This window comes from Streptomyces sp. NPDC043876, from assembly GCF_056435825.1.
In genome coordinates, this window is the sequence record NZ_JBWKDV010000001.1 from 809,336 (window position 1) to 831,334 (window position 21,999).

Below are 21,999 nucleotides of genomic sequence, written 5' to 3' on the forward strand. Positions count from 1 at the left end.
CCCGCCCGAACCGGAACCGGCTCCCGTGACACCGACCGCACCCGAGACCGCCCGCCAGGCTTCCCCCGAGGCTTCCTCCGAGGCCGCCCGCGAGGCCGCTGCCGACAGCGCCCGCGCGGCCGCCCGCCAGGCTTTCCCCGAGGCCGCCCCCGCCCGGCCGGCCTCGACCCCCGCCGGGGACACGTCCGCGCCCGGCTCTCGGTTCGCCGTACTCGGCCCCATCCGCGCCTGGCGCGGCGACGAGGCCCTCTCCTCCGGCAGCCCGCAGCAGCGCGCCCTGCTCGCCGCGCTGCTGCTGCGCGACGGCCGCACCGCCACCGCACCCGAGCTGATCGACGCGATCTGGGGCGAGGACCCGCCCCCGCAGGCGCTCGCCGCCATCCGCACCTACGCGTCCCGGCTCCGCAAGGTGCTCGACACCGGGCTGCTGGTCAGCGAGTCCGGCGGGTACGCCATCCGGCTCGGCTCCAGCGCCGCCCTCGACCTCGGCGTCGCCCGCGCCCTCAGCGCCGACGCCGACAAGGCCCGCGCCGCCGGTGACCGCCCCCTGGCCCGCACCCTGCTGAACCGGGCCCTGGACCTGTGGGACGGCGAACCCCTCGCCGGGGTCCCCGGCCCCTACGCCGAGACCGAACGCGTGCGGCTCGGCGAATGGCGCCTCCAGCTCCTGGAGACCCGACTCGACCTCGACCTCGAAGTCGGCAGCCACGCCGAGGCCGTCTCCGAACTCACCGCGCTCACCGCCGCCCACCCGCTGCGCGAGCGCCTGCGCGAGCTGCTCATGCTCGCCCTCTACCGCAGCGGCCGCCAGGCCGAGGCCCTCGCCGTCTACGCCGACACCCGCCGCCTCCTCGCCGACGAGCTGGGCGTCGACCCGCGCCCCGAACTCGCCGCCCTCCAGCAGCGGATCCTGCGCGCCGACGCCGAACTCGCCCGCGCCGCCGATCCGGCGCCGGCCGCCGTCCCCGCCCAGGTCCGCCCCGCGCAACTGCCCGCCACCGTGCCCGACTTCACCGGCCGCGCCGCCTTCGTCACCGAACTGGGCCGGGTCCTGGCGGGCGCCGACGGCCAGGTCATGGCCGTCTCCGCACTCGCGGGCATCGGCGGGGTCGGCAAGACCACCCTCGCCGTGCACGTCGCGCACGCCGCCCGCCCGCACTTCCCCGACGGACAGCTCTACGTCGACCTCCAGGGCACCGAGGCCCGCCCCGTCGAGCCCGAAGCCGTCCTCGGCGCCTTCCTGCGCGCGCTCGGCACCCCCGACACCCGGATCCCCGACTCCCCCGCCGAACGAGCCGCGCTCTACCGCTCCACCCTCGACGGCCGCCGCGTCCTGGTCCTCCTCGACAACGCGCGCGACGCCGCCCAGGTGCGCCCCCTGCTCCCCGGCACCGCGGGCTGCGCCGCGCTGGTGACCAGCCGGGTCCGGATGGCCGGGCTCGCCGGCGCCCACCTCGTCGACCTCGACGTGATGAGCCCCGACGAGGCGCTGCTCCTGTTCACCCGGATCGTCGGCGCTGAGCGGGTCGGCGCCGAGCGCCAGGCCGCCCTCGACGTCGTCGGGGCCTGCGGCTTCCTGCCCCTGGCGATCCGCATCGCCGCCTCCCGGCTCGCCGCCCGCCGCACCTGGACCGTGTCCGTCCTCGCCGCGAAGCTCGCCGACGAGCGCCGCCGCCTGGACGAGCTCCAGGCCGGTGACCTCGCGGTCAAGGCCACCTTCGAGCTCGGCTACGGCCAGCTGGAGCCCGCCCAGCAGCGCGCCTTCCGGCTGCTGGGCCTCGCCGACGGCCCCGACATCTCGCTGCGCGCCGCGGCCGCCGTGCTGGACCGGCCCGAGCACACGACCGAGGACCTGCTGGAAGCCCTCGTCGACTGCTCCCTGCTGGAATCCGCCGCCCCCGGCCGCTACCGCTTCCACGACCTCGTCCGGCTCTACGCGCGTGCGTGCGCGGAACGCGACGAGCACCCCGCGAGCGAGCGGACCGCCGCCCTGGACCGGCTCCTCGACTTCTACCTCGCCACCGCCTCCCGCGTGTACGCGCTGGAGCGCCCCGGCGACCGCCTCGTGGCCCACCTGTCCCCGACCCGCTACCCGGGACGGGACTTCACCGAGCCGCGCGCCGCACTGGACTGGCTGTACGCCGAGGCGGACACCGTCCTCGCGTGCGTGCGCCAGGCGGCGATCCGCGCGGTCGCCCCCGGCGGCGGGCACGACGGCGCGTCCGGCGGGCCCGGCTCCGGGCTCGACGGCGGGCCCGGCGGCACGCTGCGGCGGGCCGTGGACCTGCTGTGGGCGGCCAAGGACCTCGCCGAATCGGGCGCCAACTCCAAGCAGTACGAGTCCACGGCCGGAGCCGTCCGCGACGCGGCGCGCGCCGCCGGGGACCCGCGCGCCGAAGGCCGGGCCCGCACCACCCTCACCACCGTCCACCTGATCGCCGGCCGCTTCACCGCGGCGGACGACGAGGCCCGCCGGGCCCACGCCCTGGCCAAGGCCGCCGGGGACCCGCTGCCCAGCTGCTGGGCGCCCAACGACCGCGGGATCATCGCCCTGCACCAGGGCCGCTACGCGGACGGCGAGCGCTTCCTGCTGGAGGCCATCGACAACTTCCGCGCCGACGGCAACCGCGTCGGCGAGGCCAGCGCCCTGTGCAACCTCTCCCGCATCCACGTGGAGATCGGGCGGCTGCCCAGCGCCATAGAGCTGGCCCGGCAGGGCATCGCCATCTACGACCGGATGGGCCTGAGCCTGCGGCTCGCCAACGGCCGCTACGCCCTGGGCATCGCCCTCACCCAGGCCGGACGGCTCCAGGACGCCCAGGAGCAGCTCACCGAGGCGCTCTCGCTGTTCCACGAGAACCGCCAGCCGCTGTGGGAGGGCGTGACCCACTTCCGGCTCGCCGAGGCCCACCTGGCCGCGCGCCGCCCCACGCTCGCCGCCTCGCACGCCGAGCAGGCGATCGCGCTGCGCGGGATCGGCGGCGAGTGGCGCCGGGCGACCGTCCTGACCGTGCTGGGCAAGGCGCTGCGGAGCCTGGGGCAGACCGACCGGGCGCGGGTGTGCTGGCGGGACGCGGAGACCGTCTTCGAGCAGCTGGGCTCGCCCGAACTGACGGAAGTACGGGCCCTGCTGGCCTCGGCGATCGCCGCGTGACCGCAGGCGCCGGGCGGCGATGAACGGGGCGTTCATCGTTCGTTTATCGCCACCCGCCACCATGAGTACATCGACTCGTCGCATCGGGGGAGCGGACGGGTCGCTGGACCACCCGTTCGGCGGTCGCGGGGGAATCGCCGAACGGGCCCGACCCATCATCAGGAGTGCGCGATGACGACGAACGAGAACGCCCTGCCGAACGTGCCGAACGTGACCGCCGTACCCACGGCACCCGCCACCGCCGGCCTGCTGCCGCTGACCGACGACGGTGAGCTGAAGCCGCTCGACAACCACGCCTCGGGCGCCGAAGCCAAGCCCGCGGACAACCACGCCTCGGGCGAGGAACTCCAGACGATGGACAACCACGCGTCGGGACCGCGCCCGTAAGGGGCACTCACACGTCCGGTCCCCACCCGTCACAGGGGGTAATGGGCAGGGACTGACGAAGGTACGGGGGACGGTGGTCGCGGTGGCCCGGAGGGGGAGCCATCGCGACCACCGCGTATCCATGCCCGGGTCCGGGCGGCCGGACTCACCCGGGTTGCGAGCAATACCGCCCCGTGGCCGGCCGCGCGCAATCTGGCGCAACCGCACCCCACGGCGGTGCACGGCGCAGGATGCTGGTTTCCCCAGCCGGCCTGAACGGAGCACACCGTGACCCTGCGCTTCATCGGCACCACGTCTGAGTACGGCAACTGCCCCACCCTGTACGAAGTCGTCGAGACCGGCGACATCGTCGTCCAGGGCGACGCGCTGACCGACTCCGAGCACCTGGCCCAGCTGCGGGACGTCGGCGAACGCGAGACGTTCGTCGTCATCCCGCGCGAGCTGCTCACGCGTTTCGCGCCGAAGGAGTGACCGTGCTGGTTCCGTTCGAGAGCATCGTCCACTTGTTCTCGGAGTTCGAGCACACGGCGTTCCGGCTGGAAACCCGCCGTGGCTACGCCTCCGATCGGCAGGGGGCCCGGTACCAGGCGTTCATGCGCGGCATCGACCCGGTGCGGGAGCCCGGCAACCCGTGGCACCGCAACGTGCGCGAGAAGGCCGCACAGGGGGCACGCTTCTCCCGGGTGCGCATCATCGACGAGCCACCCACCGATGGACAGCGATTCTTGATGGCGTCCGCCACCTCGAACGCCGCCATGGGCGAGGACATCCGCGTGCTCGCCCGCTCGGAAGCCGTACGCCTGAAGCTGCCCGAGTACGACTTCTGGCTGTTCGACTCCCGGACCGTGGTCCGCTTCCACATCGACGACCAGGACGTCACACTGGGCGTCGAGGTCACCGAGGACCCCGCCATCGTGCTTTCCGCGTGCCAGGCCCGTGACCGCGCCTGGCCCCTCGCCGCCCCTGCTGCCGAGGTGTGGGCACAGGTACGTTCGTCTGCGTGAGCACTGACTTTCAGCGCGCCCGCGTGGCCCTCGGCGCGCGGCTGCGAGAGCTGCGCGTCGAGGCGGGCCACAGCGGGAAGGACTTCGCCGCCCGCCTCGGCTGGCAGCGGTCGAAGGTGTCCCGGCTGGAGAACGGCAAGCAGACCGCCACCACCGACGACCTCGCCCTCTACGGCCGGGTGTGGGACGGTCTGAACAGTGCGGCCTTGTACGGGTCACAGGCCCACCGGCTGATCGCCCGTGCCCGGCACCTGATCGCCCCCACGTGAGCAACCGGCACCAACCCGCTCGACCGTCCCGCAATCGGGCGCAACCGGCCGGACGCGACCTCGCGCCCGTTCCTAACGTGCGGTCATGGCTATGGAACAGCAGGCCGCCCCGGTGGAGTACACCGTCCTCACCGGCGGCTGGTGCAACTGGCACGACGGGCCGTCGGACACCGCACTGGTGATCCCGTGGGGGGAATCGAACTCCGGGCCCTCCAAGCCCTTGTACGCGTGCGCGCCGTGCCGCGAGCAGCGGGGACTGGCCGTCGAGGCACCCGTCCCTTGCAAGGGTGCGCCTCTCCGTCCCGTGGGCGACCTCTCCGCCGCGCAGCTCCAGGGCCGGGAGTGCGTGGTCTGTGGGGCGCCGCTGAGGGCCGATCGCGTGTACCGCGGCGCGGTCCTCGTCCAGCAGGACGGGTACGGCCTCGACTCCGACGTGTGGTGCTGTCACCCGGCGATGCCGCGCGCTTAGGCTGAGCACGTGTTCACCACCGAGGGTCCCAGCGTGCGCGAGCTGGCCGTGCAGGCCCTGTCCTCCGTCGAGCGGGGCTACGACCTGCTGGCGCCCACCTTCGACCACACGCCCTTCCGCACCCCGGACCGGATGCTCGACGCCGTCGAGGAGACGCTCGCCCGGTACGGGGGCAGGGGTTCCTTCGGCGCCGGAATGGACCTGTGCTGCGGCACCGGGGCCGGGACCGGGATGCTGCGGCGGCTGTGCCGGGAGCGGGTGACCGGGGTCGATCTGAGCGCCGGCATGCTGGCCCGGGCCCGCGCGGCCCATCCGGGGGACGGGGGCCCGCTCGCGCCCGAGTTCGTACGGGCCGACGTCCGGGCGCTGCCCGCGGGCTTCGCGGACTCCTACGACCTGGCGGTCAGCTTCGGCGCCTTCGGCCACTTCCTGCCCGCCGAGCGGCCCGCCCTCTTCGCTTCCGTGCACGGCGCGCTGCGCCCCGGCGGGCTCTTCGCCTTCCCGATCGGGGCGCCGTTCCCCCTCGCCTCGGCGGTCTGGTGGGCCGCCGCCGGTTTCGACGCGGTGATGCGGGTGCGCAACGCGGTGTGGCGGCCGCCGTTCGTCATGTACTACCGGACCTTCCCGCTGAGCGGGGTCCGGACCGACCTCGCGGCGGCGGGCTTCACGGTGGAGACGGCGCCGCTGGAGCACTTCGGGCGCCGCCCGCGCGACGGCAGCCCGAACTGGCGGCTCGTGCTGGCCCGCAAGGACCGTACGGCGGCGACCGAAGGCCCGTAAGGACCGTACGGCGGCAGGGCGTTGCGGCCCGGTCAGGCCCGCGCCCGCAGCTGCGTCTTCAGCACCTTGCCGCTCGCGTTGCGCGGCAGCTCCGCCACGAACTCCACCGAGCGCGGCACCTTGTAGTTCGCCATCTCCCGGCGCGACCAGGCGATCAGGTCGTCGGCGGTCAGCGTCGAACCGGGGCGGCGCACCGCGTACGCGCGGCCCACCTCGCCGAGCCGCGGATCCGGTACGCCGATCACCGCGACGTCCGCGATGTCCGGGTGCAGGCCGAGGAGTTGCTCTATCTCGGCGGGATAGGCGTTGAAGCCGCCCACGATGAACATGTCCTTGATCCGGTCGGTGATCCGCAGGTTGCCGTCCGCGTCCCGCACGCCGACGTCACCGGTGCGCAGCCAGCCCTCGGGGGTGATCGCCCGCGAGGTTTCCGCCGGGTCCTCGAAGTACCCGCCCATGACGTGGTGGCCGCGCACCCACACCTCGCCCGCCTCCCCGGCCGCCCGCGCACGCCCCTCCGGGCCGGCGATCATCACCTCGGTCCCGGGGATGGGCCGCCCCGAGGTGGCCGCGATGGTCTCGGCCGGGTCGCCGCGCCGGCACATGGTGACGATGCCACTGGCCTCGGAGAGTCCGTACGCCGTCAGGACCGTCCCGATCCGCAGCTCACCGCGCAGCCGCTCCACGAGCCGCAGCGGGACGACGGCGGCGCCGGTCACGACCAGGCGCAGCGCCGAGAGGTCGTGGTGGTCGCGGGCCGGGTGGTCGAGGATCGACTGGTGCAGGGTGGGCGGGCCGGGCAGGACCGAGATCCGCTCGGCGGCGACGTTGGCGAGGACCGTGTCCACGTTGAAGACGGGCTGCGGCACCATCACGGCCCCGCGCATCAGGCAGGCGATGATGCCCGCCTTGTACCCGAAGGTGTGGAAGAAGGGGTTCACGATCAGGTAGCGGTCGCCCTCGCGCAGCCCGGCCAGTTCGCTCCACACCAGGTAGCAGCGCAGGGTCTGGGCGTGCGTGATGACCGCGCCCTTGGGGCTGCCGGTGGTGCCGGAGGTGAAGATGATGTCGGAGGGGGCGTCGGGGCGTATCGAGTCGGCGCGCGCCCGGACGGCGGCGGCGGTGACGCCGTCGCCGCCCGCGAGGAAGTCCTTCCAGGTCCGGAAGGACTCCGGGGCGTCCTCCGCCAGGACGACGACGTGCTCCAGGTGCGGCAGGCCGGGCAGCGGCCCGCGGCCGGGGCCGTCGGCTGCGGCGCGGCGCAGGGAGGCGACGTAGGAGGTGCCGAGGAAGGTGCCGGTGACGAAGAGCATCCGGGCGCGGCTGCGCTCCAGGACGTACGCCGCTTCCGCGCCCTTGAAACGGGTGTTCAGCGGGACGAGCACCGCGCCGGCCGAGACCGCGCCGAGCGCGGAGACGATCCACTCCAGGGTGTTGGGGGCCCAGACCGCGACCCGGTCGCCCGGCTCCAGGCCGGCGGCGATGCAGGCGGCCGCGGCGCGTTCGACGCGCTCACCGAGCTGCGCGTAGCCGATCCGGACGCGGCCGTCGACGACGGCCTCGCGGTCGCCGAACCGGGCGGCGGCGTCCCGGACCAGCGCCGCGATGGTCCCCCAGCGCAGGTCCCCGCGGCCGTCCTCGGCGGCCGCGAGCGCGGCGGCCTCCTCGCGCCCGGCCACGGCAGGCTCCTCGCCCGCCTCCCGCCCTGCGCCGCGCGCCCGCCCGTCCCCGCGCAGGTGCTCTTCCGCCGCTTCCTCGCCCATCGCACGCCCCTCACCCGCGAACCGGCAGCTCCCGTAGCTGACTGTTCGTCAGATTAGCTGTACCCTTCGCGGCTGTCAGTACTGGCGCACCCGGAGGTGGCGATGGCGGCAACGCTCAAGGACGCGACGGCGATAGTCGGTATCGGGCAGACCGCCTTCGCCAAACAACTGCCGCAGACCGAGAAGGAGTTGGCCTGCCGCGCCATTCTCGCGGCACTCGCGGACGCGGGGATAGCCCCCTGCGAGGTCGACGCCTTCGCCTCCTACACGATGGAGGAGACCGACGAGGTCGAGGTCGCCAAGGCCATCGGCGCCGGTGATCTGACCTTCTTCTCCAAGGTCGGCTTCGGCGGCGGCGGTTCCTGCGCCACCGTCGGCCACCTCGCCGCCGCCGTCGCCACCGGCCAGGCGAGCGTCGGCGTCGCCTGGCGCTCGCGCAAGCGCGGCTCCGGCCCGCGGCCCTGGAAGAACACCACCGTCCAGCTGCCCACCCCCGGCCAGTGGACCCGCCCCTTCGGCCTGCTGCGCCCGGCCGACGAGATCGGCATGCTGGCCCGCCGCTACATGCACGAGTACGGCGCCACCCGCGACCACCTCTTCAACGTGGCCCTGGCCTGCCGCAACCGCGCCAACCAGAACCCCGCCGCGATGATGTACGAGCGCCCGATGACCCGCGAGAGCTACATGACGGCGCGGATGATCAGCGAACCGCTGTGCCTCTTCGACAACTGCCTCGAAACCGACGGGGCATTGGCCTGCGTGATCGTCTCGGCCGAGCGCGCCCGGGACTGCCGGCAGAAGCCCGTGTACGTCCATTCCGTGGCCCAGGGCCTGCCCGCGCAGCACCACGGGATGGTCAACTACTGGAACGACGACCCGCTGACCGGCCCCGCCTGGACCGCCGCCCGGCACCTGTGGAAGCAGGCCGACTTCGGGCCCCAGGACGTGGACGTCGCCCAGATCTACGACGCCTTCACCCCCCTCATCCCGCTCTCCCTGGAGGGCTACGGCTTCTGCGGGCGCGGCGAGGGCGCCGCCTACACGGAGGGCGGGGCCCTGGAGATCGGCGGCCGCCTGCCCATCAACACCGGGGGCGGCGGGCTCAGCGAGGCCTACGTCCACGGCTTCAACCTGATCAACGAAGGCGTCAAGCAGCTGCGCGGGATCTCCACCGCCCAGGTGCCGGACGCCGCGACCTGCCTGGTGACGGCGGGCGAGGGAGTCCCGACGTCCGCGATCCTGCTGAGGAGCTGACCGCCCCATGACCACCACCGCCTCCGCGGCCGCGTCCGCGCCCCTGCCCTCCGCCACCGCGACCGCCTCCCCCGCTCCGGCAGAGGGGCTGCTGCTGCCCGTCCCCGACGAGGACGGCGCGCCGTTCTGGGAGTACGCCGCCCGGGGCGAGCTGCGCGTCCAGGCCTGCGCCGCCCCCGGCTGCGGCAAGCTCCGCTTCCCGCCCCGCCCCTGCTGCCCGCACTGCCAGTCCTTCGAGAGCGAGTGGCGGCTGATGAGCGGCCGGGGGCGCGTGTGGTCGTACGTCCGCCCGCACCCGCCGCTGCTGCCCGCCTACGCCGCGCAGGCCCCGTACAACGTGATCCTGGTCGAACTGGCCGACGCCCCGCACATCCGGCTCGCCGGGAACCTGGTCACGGCGCCCGACGCCCCGCTGGACTCCCTCGATCCGGCGCGGCTGCGGATCGGGGCGCGCGTGCACGTGGCGTTCACGGAGCAGGACGGGGTGAGCGTGCCGCGCTGGCTGCTGGAGAAGTCATGAGCCTGCGCGTGGAGCGGGACGGGGCGGCCGGGGTCGCCGTCGTCACCCTCGACCGGCCGGAGCGGCACAACGCGGTCGACCTGGAGACGGCGGCCGAACTGGGCGCGCTATGGCGGGAGTTCCGGTTCGACGAGGATGTGCGGGCGGTGGTGGTGACCGGGGCCGGGTCCGCCGCCTTCTGCACGGGGATCGACCGCTCGGCGCAGGTCCCGCAGCCCGCGTCGCCGTACTCGATCGACGACCCGATGACCGCGATCGGGCCCAAGGCCAACGACCTGTGGAAGCCGGTGATCGCCGCCGTCAACGGCATGGCGTGCGGGGGCGCCTTCTACCTGCTGGGCGAGGCGGAGTTCATCATCTCCTCGACCACCGCGACGTACTTCGACCCGCACACCAGCTACGGCATGGTCAGCGCGTACGAGGCGATCTACATGGCGCAGCGGATGCCCTTCGGGGAGGTCGCCCGGATGTCGCTGATGGGCACGTCCGAACGGCTCTCCGCGCGCCGGGCCTACGAGATCGGCCTGGTCTCGGAGCTGGCGGAGCCCGCGGAGCTGATGGCGGCGGCGGAGCGGGCCGCGCGGACCCTGGCCGGCTTCCCGACGGAGGCCGTGCAGGGGACCGTACGGGCGCTGTGGGCGGCCAAGGAGGGGGCGCGGGCCCAGGCCCTGGCCCAGGCGCCGCACCTGATCGCGCTCGGCAACCTGCCGCCGGAGCGGCAGGCGGCCCTGTTCGCGGCCCGCCGCCCGGGAGCGGACTTCCGCGTCCGCTAGCGAGGTGCCGGCCCGCGCTACGAGATGGGGCCGACCCGGCAGCTGCGGACCTTCGCCGCGTCGCCCGGGCTGTTCATCTGCACGCTGACGGTCTTGGTCTCGCGGGGCGCGAGCGTGACGCGGACGGAGCCGTAGTCCTCGCCCGCGACGCCCGCGGCCAGGCTGACGACCGGCACGTTGACCGTACGGGTCGTGTCGACGTCGGAGGTCACCCGGACGGTGGCGACGGCCGACGAGGGGCCCGCGCAGCTGACGATCACGGCGTGGGCGGGCGGTCCGGACCGGGTGGGCGAGGGGCTGGGCGTCCGGGTACTGCTGGACCCGGAGCCGCCGCTGCCGCTGGTACCACCGGAGGTGCTGGTCCGGTGGGTGGACTTGGAGCTGGAGCAGCCGTGCCCGCCGCTGCTGCTCTTGTGCTTCCCGGTCGAAAACCCGGTCAGCGCGAACACCACGGCGACCAGGACGGCCCCGAACCTCAGACGACGTGCCAGCACGGCCCGCTCCCTCCCCTGGACGACGGCGCGCCACGGTACCAGGCCCCTCCCCCGGCTGCCGGACCCCGCATGCGGCGGGCCCGCACCCGACGTAGCGTCGGGGACCACAGCGCACTCCCCCGTTTCCGGAGGGCCGGGCCTTGATCCGCAACGCAATCGGTTCCCTGTTGGGTCTCATCGGAGCGGCCTCGGCCCTCTGGAGCCCCTTCCGCGCGTGGTACGACGGCCGGCACGGCCGCGACTACCGCCTCGGCGACCTCTTCTCCGGCGCGGGCATCGACCCCACCGGCAAGTCCGGGGTCATGACCTCGATCCTGCTGCCGTTCCTCGTCGCCGCCCTGCTCACCCTGGTCGCGATCGTGCTCCGCTCGCGCGTGGTGATGGCCGTCGCGGGGGTCGTCGTGATCGGCTTCACGGTCCTGTGGATGGTCCGCCAGGGCCAGGCGGTGGGCAGCCTCTCGGTCGGCGGCGACGGCACGGGCCTCGGCCAGGGCGTGGCGAACGCCTTCGCGGGCGGCGCCCTCATGGTCCTGGCCGCGGCCCTCATGCGCGGCCGCCCCCGCCACCGCCCGGCCCCCCTGCCACCGCACCAGCCGGACCGCTACGAAGACCCCCGCGACCCGTACCAGTAGCCCCCGGCGCCGCCCGATCGGCGAGAATACCGACCGTGCCGAAACTGACGACCCCCGCCGAGGTGGACACGTGGTTCCGCCGGCACGGCTGGTACCCGGGCCGGGACATCGGACCCCGGGTCCAGGACCTCGTCGCTCAGGCGATCGCCGCATACCGCGAGGAGGGCGTCGATCTGCGCCCTCTCCCGACGGCCACCGCGTTCCTCGCGGAGCACGGATCGCTCCGCCTGGTCATCAGCCGGCGGAGAGGCGACTCGGTCGTCTTCGAACCCGCGAAGACGTGGCACGGAGAGCCCGTGGAGGTGTCGGAACTGGCGGAAACCCTCGGCGTCGCGCTGTTCCCCATCGGATATGACACGTCCGAAGGGTCCTGCCTCCTCATGGACGAACGAGGACGGTTCTTCTACGTGCACGAGACCGGCAACCGGTACATGGGCGCCCACAAGCACGCGGCTTTCATCAGCCTCGGGAACGCCCCCATGCCCGACGCCGAGGACGGGGCATGAGGCCCCCCGCACCGCCGGACGTGGTGGAGGCGTGGCTGCGCGGCCCCTCCACCACACCGGACCGTACGTCCTCGGCGAAGACGAAGCCGAAGCCCTCTCCAGCCTGATGCGCGGCGACCAGGACGACCTGGCCGACCCCGGTGCCTGACCGCTTCCCCGGCCCGGTGGAGGCCGCGCTGACGGGAGCCGGGTGGTACCGGGGGCGGGACATCGGCGACCGGGTGCCCGCGCTGATGCGCGTCGTCACCGACGCGTACGCGGCCGAGGGGTTTCCGGTCGAGCCCATTCCGGCGGCGGTGGCGTTCCTCGCGGAGTACGGGCTGCTCGAACTGGCCGTCCCGGGGGAACCGCCGGCCACCCTGGTCTTCGCCCCGCACTGGGTGTACGAGGAGAGCGGCGAGGACGTGGCCGCTCTGGCCGCCGACCTCGGCGTGGGGGTGTTCCCCGTCGGCTACGAGACGTTCGACGGCTCCCTGCTCCTCATCGACGAGAGAGGACGCCTTTTCGTGCTGCACCACACGGGGAGTTACTTCGCCGGCGCCGACGCCCACGAGGCCATCGGCCGCCTGCTGGGCGGGGCGCTGGAGGACGCGGACGGCTACTTCGCCTGACGGGAGCCGGGCGGGCACCACGGCGTCGGCCCCGCCCCCCGAGGGGGCGGGGCCGGCGTGCCTGGGGTTCGGGGCCCCGGGGGACTACTTTTCGACGACGCCCGACGCGGCGATCTCGATCTTGGCCCTGGTGGCGCCGGACTGGGAGCCCAGGGACTCGATCTTCTGGACCAGGTCCGAGCCCTCGACGACCTCGCCGAAGACGACGTGCTTGCCGTCCAGCCACGGGGTGACGACCGTCGTGATGAAGAACTGCGAGCCGTTGGTGTTGCGGCCGGCGTTCGCCATCGACAGCAGGAACGGGCGGTCGTGCTTCAGGTCGAAGTTCTCGTCGGCGAACTTCTCGCCGTAGATGCTCTTGCCGCCGGTGCCGTCACCGCGGGTGAAGTCACCGCCCTGGAGCATGAACTGGGGGATGACGCGGTGGAAGCCGGAGCCCGCGTAGCCGAAGCCGTGGACGCCCGTGGCCAGCTCGCGGAAGTTCGTGGCGGTCTTCGGGACGACCTCGTCGAAGAGGTTGAAGACGATGCGGCCGGCGGCCTCGCCGTTGATGTTGATGTCGAAGTAAACGTTGCTCATGGGGTCCATCCTGTCACTCCCGGTGCGCCGCGCGACCCGGCGGGGCCGCAGTCCGTCACCCGCGCGCCGCGCGGGCGCCACCCGTGCAGGTCAGGCGCCCGTGCGCGTACCGGTCCCCTTCGCCGCGTCCAGGGCGTACACGCAGCGGTCCTTGCTGCACGCGTAGACCACGCCCGCCTCCGCCACCGGCGAGCCGGTGATCTCCCCGCCCGTCGCCAGTTTCCAGCGCAGCTGGCCGCCCGCCGCGTCCAGCGTGTAGAGGCAGTGGTCCGCCGACCCGAAGTGCACGCGGCCGTCGGCGACCGCCGGGGAACCGGTGATCTCGCCGCCCGCCGCGAAGCGCCACTTGGGGGTGCCGGTGACCGCGTCCAGGGTGTAGAGCGCGCTGCCCGCGCCCAGGTGGACGTTGCCGTGGGCGACGATCACCGGGTCCGGGGACTGGCGGGGCTCGGTGGCGATCCGCCAGCGGTCCTTGCCGGTGGTGGCGTCCAGCGCGTACACCGTGCCCAGGTAGTCCACCAGGTACACGCCGCCGCCGGTCACCGCCGGTCCCGGCGCGAAGGCGGGCGGGGCCGTGAACACCGCGGGGGCCTCGAAGTGCCAGTGGACCCGGCCCGAGGCCCGGTCCACCGACAGCACCCGGGAGCCGGCCGCGACGTAGACGTTGCCGTCGGCGGCCGGAGTGACGCGGACGGGCACGTTCCCGCAGGACGCCGCGTCGCCCACGGGGTACGTCCAGGCCTCCCGGCCGGTACGGGCGTCCAGCGCGCGCAGCCGCGCGTCCTGCCAGACGTACACCGTGCCGTCGTGCAGCGCGGGCGCGGCCTCCGGGGTCTCGAAGTCGGTCTGGGCGCCGGTCAGCTCCCACAGCTTCTGGCCGTTGGCGGCCTCCCAGGCCTGGACGCCTCCCCCGCGCGTGGCGGTGATCACGGTGCCCCGGTCGGCGCGCAGCGCGTACACCCAGGAGTCGGTGGCCAGGCGCCAGCGCTCCGAGCCCTCGGCGGCGTCCAGCGCGTAGAGCGAGGGGCCGTCGGAGGCGTGGATGCGGCCGTCCGAGACGGCCATGGACCAGGCGACGTCCCGGGTCTTGAACTGGCGGCGGCCGCTCGCCACGTCCAGGGCGTGCACCTCGAAGGAGGTGACGTACAGCAGGTCGCCCGCGACGGTGGGCGTGCCCCAGACCTCGTTGGACATGCGGAAGCGCCACGGCCGCCAGCGGCCGCCGTCCGGACCCGGGCCCGGACGCGGCACCCCGGCGGTGTCCGGCAGCCCGCCGGAGGCCCCCCGCGACGGCGGTACGGACGCGGCGGCCGAGGACCCGCCGGGCGGCCGGACCCACCCCGTCGCCGAGTCCGCGCCGGCCACGGAGGACAGGCCCGAGGGAGCCGCCAGGGCCGCCACGGACACCCGCGGTCCGGGCCCGATCGGCACGGACGAGCCGCCGAGCCGCACCGGCTCGCCCGGCAGCGGAGCCATCGGCGGATGCTGCGGCCGCGGCGGCGGGGCCTGCCCGGTCCGCGGGTCGGCCCAGGGGTCCGACCCGCGCGGCGGGGTGGGCCGCCGCTGGTGCGTACCGGCGCTGCGGCCCGCCCCGTCGCGGCCGCCCGCACCGGGCCCGTGACCGCCACCCGCGCCGGCTGCCGCGCCGGCGCGCGCCGCGGCACCGGAGCCGGGCGTACGGTGCCCCACGGCCCGCCGGGTCTCGATCATCGCCACGGCCCGCGTGGGCAGCCAGGCCGAGGCGGTACCGCTGTCGTCGCCGACCTCGCCCACCGCGAAGAGGTGGGGGGCCAGCTGCGCCTGGAGGTCGGCCGGGGTCGGCCGGTTCAGGGCGTCCATCTGCATGCAGGAGTCGATCAGCGGCCGCAGCTCGTCCGGCAGCCCCTCCAGGTTCGGGCCCTCGCGCAGCAGCATGAAGACCGTCTCGACCGGATTGGCCCCGTGGTAGGGCGGGTGTCCGGTGGCGGCGAAGACCAGGGTGGAACCGAGCGAGAAGACGTCGCTGGCCCCCTTGACGCTCCGCGAGTCCTTCGCCTGCTCGGGCGACATGTAGGCGGGGGTGCCGACGGCGACGTTCGTCATGGTCAGACGGGTGTTGGAGACCCCGCTGGCGATGCCGAAGTCGATCACGCGCGGCCCGTCCTCGACCACCAGCACGTTCGACGGCTTCAGGTCGCGGTGGACCAGGCCCGCCCCGTGGATGGACTGGAGCGCCTCGGCGATCCCGGCGGCGAGCCACCGTACGGCCTGGGCGGGCATCGGCCCGCACTCGTTGACGATCTCCTCCAGCGAGGGCGCCGGGACGTACGCGGTCGCCAGCCACGGCACGGCGGCGCGCGGGTCGGCGTCGACCACGGCGGCGGTGTAGAAGCCGGACACGGCGCGCGCGGCCTCGACCTCGCGGGTGAAGCGCACCCGGAAGAGCTGGTCCTCGGCGAGTTCGGTGCGCACCGTCTTGATCGCGACCCTGCGTCCGGACGCCGACCGTGCGAGATAGACCAGCCCCATGCCGCCGGCGCCGAGCCGTCCCAGCACCTCGAAGGGGCCGATCCGTCTCGGGTCGTGCTGCGTCAGCTGCTCCACCACTCGCCTCACACCTCCCCGTACGGACCTCCGACGGCCCGTTTCCGCCGGCGTCCCCGCCGGCCCCGTGCAGCGTCTCACTCCCGGACACCGCCCGGGGGTCGCGCAGTCCCGATTCTGTCAGGCCCGCGCCGGGTCCGGGCCCTGGCTCCGCCGAGGCTCCGGCACCGGCTGCGTCACACCGGGCCCCGCGTGCGGCGACGCGCGCCGCCCGGTCCGCCCCGATCGGGCCCGGATCCGGCGGCGCTGTGGTCCCGCGTCAGTCCCGGGGCTCGGAAAGGAGGGCGAAGACGGCGCCCTGGTCGTCGACGACGACCGCGACCCGGCCGTACGGCGTATCGAAGGGATCCGCCGTGATCCGGCCACCCAGACGGCGTACGGTCAGGGCCGCCTCGTCGCAGTCCGGGACCGCGAAGTACACCAGGAAGTGCGCGGGCATGGCCTCGGGGAAGGCGTCGGTGATCAGGCTGCGCCCGATGACCGCGGTGGCCGGGCCGGGGGCGGTGCCGGACGGGGACCACGTGCGGTAGTCGGTGCCCGCGTCGTCCTGGTCCTGGGCGACGTACCCGAAGACGTCCGCGTAGAAGACGTCGACGGCGTCCCGGGCCCGCGTGTACAGCTCGGTCCAGCAGTACGAGTACGGCTCCTGCTGGACCTCGAAGCCGTCGTGGGTGCCGGGCTGCCAGAGCCCGAAGACGGCGCCGCCGGGGTCGGCGGCCATCGCGGCCGTGCCGTACGGGCCCACGGGCACCGGGTTGGTCACCAGCTGGCCGCCCGCCGCGCGGATCCGGGCGGCGGCGGCATAGACGTCGGCGGTGTGCAGGTAGACGCCCCAGACGGTGGGCATGCGGCCGTCGGGCTTGGGGGCGAGGGCGGCGACGTTGCGGCCCCGGTGGTAGGCCTGCGTGTAGTGGCCGTAGGTGGCGCCCGCGCTGTTCCCGAAGGTCCAGCCGAAGAGCTCCCCGTAGAAGCGCTTGCCCGCCTCGACGTCCGGAAGGGAGGCGTCCACCCAGCAGGGCGTGCCCTCCGAGAATGCGGCCATGGGCCCTCTTCCTTCCGTTTTCCTACGGTGCCGTACGGTCTGGTGCCGTACCGCAGCAGATGTGCCGCATGCGGCACATCATCCAGTCTGCCCTTGCCGCCATGATCTCCCCCTCGGCTTGTCCACACCCTGTTGACAAGACTATTCGGGGGACGCCCTCCGGGCAGGTGCCCGGCGGCCGGGGCCCGGTCGCCCCGGCCCGGGACCGCCCCGCCGGGCCTGCGGCGCGGGGGCGGCCGGATCTCGCCCCCCGGGCGCGGTACCCGCAGGCCAGGCACCCCGTAACCCCATTTGCAGGCGGCCGAATCGCGCGCAGATCACCCCTCGGTAAGCTGACGGCATGACAGGACAAGTACGCACCGTCGACGGCCGCGTGGCCGGTCGGCGCGGTCAGGCGACGCGGCAGAAGCTGCTCGACTGCCTCAGCGAGATGCTCAGCTCCTCGCCGTACCGCGACGTCAAGGTCATCGACGTCGCCCGCAAGGCCGGTACCTCCCCCGCGACCTTCTACCAGTACTTCCCGGACGTGGAAGGTGCCGTCCTGGAGATCGCCGAGGAAATGGCCACCGAGGGCGCGCAGTTGACCGCGCTCGTCGAGGGCCGTGCCTGGGTCGGCAAGGCCGGCTGGGCCGCCGCGGAGGAACTCGTCGAGGGATTCCTGGACTTCTGGCGGCGCAACGACGCGATCCTGCGGGTCGTCGACCTCGGCGCGGCCGAGGGCGACAAGCGCTTCTACAAGATCCGCATGAAGATCCTCAACTCGGTCACCAACTCCCTCACCGAATCGATGAAGGAACTCCAGGCGAAGGGCAAGGTCGACAAGGACGTCAGCCCTGCCGCGATGGCCGGTTCCCTGGTCGCGATGCTCGCCGCGGTGGCCTCGCACCAGAAGGGGTTCCAGACCTGGGGCGTGAAGCAGGCCGAGCTGAAGCCGAACCTGGCGCTGCTCGTCCACCTCGGCATCACCGGCAAGAAGCCCACCCGGTAACGGCGGACCCCCCGGGGTCCGCCGCCCCGGCGGTCATCGCACCGCCGCCCGTCCCGCAGGCCCCGCGCCCGCCCGGCAACTCCCTTCACCCTCCCGTTCGTTGCTCCGCCCGCTCCGGCCCGATCAGCGCCGCTCCAGCCGGAACAGCCGGATCTCGCGCTCGATGCGCGCCTGGTACGCCGCGTACGGCGGCCAGAACTCCAGCGCCGCCCGCCACGCCGCCGCGCGCTCCTCGCCCTGGAGCAACCGGGCCCGTACGGCGATGTCCCGGCCCTTCCAGCTCACCTCGGCGTCGGGGTGCCTGATCAGGTTGCCCGTCCAGGCCGGATGGCCGGGGCGGCCGAAGTTCGACCCGATCAGGATCCAGCTCACCCCGTCCTGCTCCGGCATGCACGCGAGCGGCGTGGTGCGCGGCTCACCCGTCTTGGCGCCCTTCGCCGTGAGGATCACGCCGGGCAGCATCTGCGCGCTGAGGATCACCTTGCCGCGCGTCAGCCGGTGCACCGCCTTGTCCAGGGCGGGGATGACGTGCGGCGCGATCTTGGCGAACAGGAGCGTCGAGGAGACCTTCTGCATCAGCCGGACGCCGGGAGCCGGGGCCATCAGACGGCCACCCTTTCGCTGTCGTCGTGCGCGGCGGTCCCGCCGCGCGGGGTGAAGAGGCCCGCCCGCTCGGCGGCGTGTGCGCGCAGCCGGTGGACGGGGCCGAAGAGCAGTTCGTCGGCCGCCGCGCGCTTGAAGTACAGGTGCGCGTCGTGCTCCCAGGTGAAGCCGGTCCCGCCGTGCAGCTGGATGGCCTCCCCTGCGGTGACGCGCAGCGCCTCCAGGGCCTGGGCGAGTGCGAGCGCGCCCTGTTCCGGGTCCCAGGCGGCGTAGTAGGCGGCCGAGCGCGCGGCCTGCACCCGGACGTACAGGTCGGCCAGCCGGTGCTTGACCGCCTGGAACGATCCGAGCGCCCGGCCGAACTGCTCGCGCGTGCACACGTGGTCCACGGTCCGGGCGAGCGCCTGTCCGGCCGCGCCGACCGCCTCGGCGGCGAGGACGGCGGCCGCGCCGCGTCCGGCGGCGGCCAGCGCCTGCGCGGGGTCCGCGTCCGCGCGTTCGCCGAGCAACTCAGCTGGTGTGTCCCGCAGTTGGACGCGGGCCTGCGGCCGGGTCTCGTCGAGGGCCGGCTGCCGGGAGCGTACGAGCCCGGGCGCGTCCGACCGTACGAGGAACAGCAGCGCCCGGCTGCGGGCGAAGCCCCCCGCATGGGCGGCGACCAGCAGCACGTCCGCGCTGTGCCCGTCCAGGACCTGGGCGGCCTCCCCGTACAGCCGCCAGCCCTCCTCCCCCTCGGGGCGGCGGGCCTGCACCCCTCCGGCCCGGCCGCCGCCCGCCCACTCACCGGCGGCGTTGTCGCCGGTCAGACCGAGCGCGGTGGACAGCGCAGCGCCGGGGACGGCGAGGGCCGCGGTGAGCGTGCCCGCGGCGAAGCCGGGCAGCAGGGCGGAGCGCTGGGCCGGGCTGCCCAGCGCGGTGACCAGCGGCGCGGCGAGCACGACGGTGGCCAGCAGCGGCGAGGGAAGCAGCGCCCGCCCGGTCTCCTCGCAGGCCAGGGCCAGGTCGGCGGGGGCGCAGCCGACGCCCCCGTACTCCTCGGGGAGGGCGATCCCCGGCAGCCCGAGCTCCTGGGCGAGCTGCCGCCACAGGTCCGGGTCGTATCCGGCGTCGGTGCGGACGGCGGCCTTGACCTCGTCCGGACCGCAGCGTTTGCCCAGGATTTCGCGCAGGGTGCGGCGTATCTCTTCCTGCTCCGCGGTGAAGGCGGCGTCCATCGTCGGGCTCCTCCCCAGATCTGACGGGCCGTCATGTTAGGCCGGGGGGCGGCAGATGCACAGAGGGGCGACCGCCGCTTCAGCCACTAGAAACTGATGGCCCGTCAGTTGTACCGTCGCCCCATGCCTGGACCCCTGCCCGGCCCCACGCCCGGACCCGCCTCCCGCGCGACGCACCCCCGCCCCCGCCGCCGGGTCGCGGTCGCGGGCGTCGCCCTCTCGGATTGCGGACGGGTGGACGGCCCCACCCCGTACGCCCTGCACGCCCAGGCCGCCCGCCGCGCGCTGGCCGACTCCGGCCTGGACCGCGCGGTGATCGACGGCTTCGCCTCCGCCGGCCTCGGCACCCTCGCGCCGGTCGAGGTCGCGGAGTACCTCGGCCTGCGCCCCGCCTGGGTGGACTCCACCTCGGTCGGCGGCGCCACCTGGGAGGTCATGGCGGCCCACGCCGCCGACGCCATCGCCGCGGGCCACGCCAACGCCGTGCTCCTGGTCTACGGGTCCACCGCCCGCGCCGACATCAAGGCGCGGCGGCGCACCTCCAACCTGTCCTTCGGCGCGCGCGGGCCGCTGCAGTTCGAGGTGCCGTACGGGCACACGCTGGTCGCCAAGTACGCGATGGCGGCGCGGCGCCACATGCACGAGTACGGGACCACCCTCGAACAGCTGGCCCAGGTGGCCGTCCAGGCCCGCGCCAACGCCGCGACCAACCCGGACGCGATGTTCCGCGACCCCGTCACCGTCGAGGAGGTCCTCTCCGGCGACATGATCGCGGACCCCTTCACGAAGCTGCACTGCTGCATCCGCTCGGACGGCGGCTGCGCGGTGCTGCTGGTCGCGGAGGACCTCGTACCCGACACGGCGAAGGCGCCGGTGTGGGTCCTCGGCACCGGGACGGCCGTATCGCACACGACGATGTCCGAGTGGGACGACTTCACCGTCTCCCCGGCGGCCGTCTCGGGGCGCCTGGCCTTCGAGCGGGCGGGGGTGACCCCGGCGGACGTCGATGTCGCCGAGATCTACGACGCCTTCACCTACATGACCCTGGTCACCCTGGAGGACCTCGGCTTCTGCGCGAAGGGCGAGGGGGGCGCCTTCGTGGAGAAGGGCCGCCTGCTGCGGGACGGCGACCTCCCGGTCAACACCGACGGCGGCGGCCTGTCCGCCTGCCATCCGGGGATGCGGGGCCTCTTCCTCCTGGTGGAGGCGGTCCGCCAGCTGCGCGGCGAGGCGGGGGCGGGCCAGGTCCGCAAACGGAGTGACCGCCTCCCGGAAATCGCCCTCGCCTCGGGCACGGGCGGCTGGTTCTGCTCCTCGGGCACGGTCATCCTGTCCCGCTGACGGGGGGCGCCGCGCCACCCGGGCCCGCCGGGACGCGCCCTCAAACGCCGGGCGGGCCGGATCCGCCCCCGGCCGGCCCTGCCCTACCCCAGCGGGCTTCACCCCCGGCCGGCCCTGCCATACCCAGCCCCGCCGGCGTTTGAGGCGCCCCCGGAGGGCCGACGACCTGCCACCCTCCGTCGCCTCCGGCGGGCCCTCAAACGCCGGGCGGGCTGGATTTGCCGGGGAGGTTGGGTTTGCCGGGCGGGCCGGGTTTGCCCGGGCAAGGCCACAACGCCCGCGGGGCACCCGCAGAGGCCCACCCCGGTGGTTCCATGGGCCGCGTGACCACCGATGACACCGCCGCAGACACCTTCCGTACGACCCTCCGCTCCCTCCGCGTGTGGGACACGGACGACCTCCCCGCCTTCGACCCGGACACGGCCCCCGCCACCCCCCTCCCCCTCTTCCACACCTGGTTCACGCACGCCGCCCGGGCCGGCCAGCCGGAACCGCACACCATGACCCTGGCCACCGTCGACCCCGACGGCCGCCCCGACGCCCGCACCGTGATGCTGCACGGCGCCGACGCCGCCGGCTGGCACTTCGCCTCGCACTCCACCAGCGCCAAGGGCCGCCAGCTCGCGGCCCACCCCGAGGCCGCGCTCGGGTTCTACTGGCCCGCCGTCGCCCGCCAGGTCCGCGTCCGCGGCCGGGTCGGCGCGGCGGGCGCCGCCGAGAGCCGCGCGGACCTCTCCGTACGCTCGCGCGGAGCGCTCGCCGCCGCCCTCACCGGCCACCAGAGCGAGGTGCTCGGCTCCCTGGACGAACTGGCCCGCGCCTCCGCCGACGCATGGGCGCGGGCCGCCGCCGAGCCCGACGCCCCCGCGCCCACCTGGACCCGATACGTGCTGGACGCCGACGAGGTCGAGTTCTTCCAGGGCGACGCCCAGCGCCGCCACGTCCGGCTGCGCTACCGCCGCACACCCGACGGCGCCTGGACCCGCGAGCTGCTCTGGCCCTGACCCACCGCTGGACAGTGGACAGGTGTCCA

General features: G+C 74.4%; 22 protein-coding genes and 1 pseudogene. 16 read left to right on the forward strand and 7 right to left on the reverse strand.

The window, feature by feature from the left end; translation table 11 throughout:
- Nucleotides 1–25 precede the first annotated feature (25 nt).
- From AC0693_RS03995 to AC0693_RS04025, 7 genes and pseudogenes are all read left to right on the forward strand, one after another.
- A complete protein-coding gene (locus AC0693_RS03995; RefSeq protein ID WP_478800888.1) occupies nt 26–3,154 on the forward strand; it encodes an AfsR/SARP family transcriptional regulator in 3,129 nt (1,042 codons plus the stop codon).
- Nucleotides 3,155–3,325: 171 nt separating this feature from the next.
- Nucleotides 3,326–3,541 carry a hypothetical protein gene (locus AC0693_RS04000; RefSeq protein ID WP_356411420.1) on the forward strand — a complete coding sequence of 72 codons (216 nt, stop codon included), beginning with the start codon at nt 3,326–3,328 and terminating at the stop codon, nt 3,539–3,541.
- A 267-nt stretch (nt 3,542–3,808) separates the two neighbouring features.
- Entirely contained in the window at nt 3,809–4,012 is a 204-nt protein-coding gene (locus AC0693_RS04005) for a hypothetical protein (RefSeq protein WP_478800889.1), read from the forward strand.
- A 2-nt stretch (nt 4,013–4,014) separates the two neighbouring features.
- The gene (locus tag AC0693_RS04010; protein WP_478800890.1) at nt 4,015–4,545 is read left to right on the forward strand and encodes a DUF6879 family protein; all 531 of its coding nucleotides are present in this window, start codon (nt 4,015–4,017) and stop codon (nt 4,543–4,545) included.
- A pseudogene (locus AC0693_RS04015) lies at nt 4,542–4,724 on the forward strand (helix-turn-helix domain-containing protein); the annotation flags it as partial. The gene AC0693_RS04010 and the pseudogene AC0693_RS04015, both read left to right, overlap by 4 nt.
- A gap of 175 nt (nt 4,725–4,899) precedes the next feature.
- Complete coding sequence (locus AC0693_RS04020) at nt 4,900–5,283, forward strand: hypothetical protein (protein ID WP_478800891.1); 384 nt, start codon at nt 4,900–4,902, stop codon at nt 5,281–5,283.
- A 9-nt stretch (nt 5,284–5,292) separates the two neighbouring features.
- A complete protein-coding gene (locus AC0693_RS04025; RefSeq protein WP_478800892.1) occupies nt 5,293–6,063 on the forward strand; it encodes a class I SAM-dependent methyltransferase in 771 nt (256 codons plus the stop codon).
- A 32-nt stretch (nt 6,064–6,095) separates the two neighbouring features.
- Here AC0693_RS04025 and AC0693_RS04030 read toward each other — a convergent pair whose 3' ends face one another.
- Nucleotides 6,096–7,826, reverse strand: coding sequence for a FadD3 family acyl-CoA ligase (locus AC0693_RS04030; protein ID WP_478800893.1), 1,731 nt, complete (start codon nt 7,824–7,826; stop codon nt 6,096–6,098).
- A 102-nt stretch (nt 7,827–7,928) separates the two neighbouring features.
- On the opposite strand from AC0693_RS04030, the gene AC0693_RS04035 reads away from it, so the two are divergent.
- From AC0693_RS04035 to AC0693_RS04045, 3 genes are all read left to right on the forward strand, one after another.
- Nucleotides 7,929–9,080, forward strand: a complete 1,152-nt coding sequence (locus AC0693_RS04035) for a lipid-transfer protein (protein ID WP_469320428.1) — start codon at nt 7,929–7,931, stop codon at nt 9,078–9,080.
- A gap of 88 nt (nt 9,081–9,168) precedes the next feature.
- On the forward strand, nt 9,169–9,600 hold the full coding sequence (locus AC0693_RS04040; RefSeq protein ID WP_356411514.1) for a Zn-ribbon domain-containing OB-fold protein: 432 nt from the start codon (nt 9,169–9,171) through the stop codon (nt 9,598–9,600).
- Entirely contained in the window at nt 9,597–10,373 is a 777-nt protein-coding gene (locus AC0693_RS04045; protein WP_478800894.1) for an enoyl-CoA hydratase/isomerase family protein, read from the forward strand. Before AC0693_RS04040 ends, AC0693_RS04045 begins: the two co-directional genes overlap by 4 nt.
- Before the next feature lie 17 nt (nt 10,374–10,390).
- On the opposite strand, the gene AC0693_RS04050 is transcribed toward AC0693_RS04045, so the two are convergent.
- Nucleotides 10,391–10,867: a hypothetical protein gene (locus tag AC0693_RS04050; RefSeq protein WP_356411405.1), complete on the reverse strand. Its 477-nt coding sequence runs from the start codon at nt 10,865–10,867 to the stop codon at nt 10,391–10,393.
- 140 nt (nt 10,868–11,007) lie between these two features.
- On the opposite strand from AC0693_RS04050, the gene AC0693_RS04055 reads away from it, so the two are divergent.
- From AC0693_RS04055 to AC0693_RS04065, 3 genes are all read left to right on the forward strand, one after another.
- Nucleotides 11,008–11,499, forward strand: a complete 492-nt coding sequence (locus AC0693_RS04055; protein ID WP_469320430.1) for a hypothetical protein — start codon at nt 11,008–11,010, stop codon at nt 11,497–11,499.
- A gap of 35 nt (nt 11,500–11,534) precedes the next feature.
- Nucleotides 11,535–12,005, forward strand: a complete 471-nt coding sequence (locus tag AC0693_RS04060) for an SUKH-3 domain-containing protein (RefSeq protein WP_478800895.1) — start codon at nt 11,535–11,537, stop codon at nt 12,003–12,005.
- Between the two features lie 140 nt (nt 12,006–12,145).
- The gene (locus AC0693_RS04065) at nt 12,146–12,616 is read left to right on the forward strand and encodes an SUKH-3 domain-containing protein (protein ID WP_469320432.1); all 471 of its coding nucleotides are present in this window, start codon (nt 12,146–12,148) and stop codon (nt 12,614–12,616) included.
- Between the two features lie 84 nt (nt 12,617–12,700).
- On the opposite strand, the gene AC0693_RS04070 is transcribed toward AC0693_RS04065, so the two are convergent.
- The 3 genes from AC0693_RS04070 to kbpA form a co-directional block, all read right to left on the reverse strand.
- A complete protein-coding gene (locus AC0693_RS04070) occupies nt 12,701–13,195 on the reverse strand; it encodes a peptidylprolyl isomerase (protein WP_469320433.1) in 495 nt (164 codons plus the stop codon).
- 90 nt (nt 13,196–13,285) lie between these two features.
- On the reverse strand, nt 13,286–15,778 hold the full coding sequence (afsK, locus tag AC0693_RS04075) for a protein serine/threonine kinase AfsK (RefSeq protein WP_478800896.1): 2,493 nt from the start codon (nt 15,776–15,778) through the stop codon (nt 13,286–13,288).
- A gap of 259 nt (nt 15,779–16,037) precedes the next feature.
- Nucleotides 16,038–16,820 carry an AfsK-binding protein KbpA gene (gene kbpA, locus AC0693_RS04080; RefSeq protein ID WP_478740423.1) on the reverse strand — a complete coding sequence of 261 codons (783 nt, stop codon included), beginning with the start codon at nt 16,818–16,820 and terminating at the stop codon, nt 16,038–16,040.
- Between the two features lie 340 nt (nt 16,821–17,160).
- Between kbpA and AC0693_RS04085 the strand changes: the two genes are divergently transcribed.
- A complete protein-coding gene (locus AC0693_RS04085) occupies nt 17,161–17,808 on the forward strand; it encodes a TetR family transcriptional regulator (protein WP_356411391.1) in 648 nt (215 codons plus the stop codon).
- A 123-nt stretch (nt 17,809–17,931) separates the two neighbouring features.
- Here AC0693_RS04085 and AC0693_RS04090 read toward each other — a convergent pair whose 3' ends face one another.
- The gene (locus AC0693_RS04090; protein ID WP_469320435.1) at nt 17,932–18,411 is read right to left on the reverse strand and encodes a nitroreductase family deazaflavin-dependent oxidoreductase; all 480 of its coding nucleotides are present in this window, start codon (nt 18,409–18,411) and stop codon (nt 17,932–17,934) included.
- Nucleotides 18,411–19,625: an acyl-CoA dehydrogenase family protein gene (locus tag AC0693_RS04095; protein ID WP_469332952.1), complete on the reverse strand. Its 1,215-nt coding sequence runs from the start codon at nt 19,623–19,625 to the stop codon at nt 18,411–18,413. Before AC0693_RS04095 ends, AC0693_RS04090 begins: the two co-directional genes overlap by 1 nt.
- Nucleotides 19,626–19,748: 123 nt before the next feature.
- Between AC0693_RS04095 and AC0693_RS04100 the strand changes: the two genes are divergently transcribed.
- Entirely contained in the window at nt 19,749–20,966 is a 1,218-nt protein-coding gene (locus tag AC0693_RS04100; protein ID WP_478800897.1) for a thiolase C-terminal domain-containing protein, read from the forward strand.
- A gap of 314 nt (nt 20,967–21,280) precedes the next feature.
- A complete protein-coding gene (locus AC0693_RS04105) occupies nt 21,281–21,970 on the forward strand; it encodes a pyridoxine/pyridoxamine 5'-phosphate oxidase (RefSeq protein ID WP_478800898.1) in 690 nt (229 codons plus the stop codon).
- The last annotated feature ends 29 nt before the right edge of the window (nt 21,971–21,999 follow it).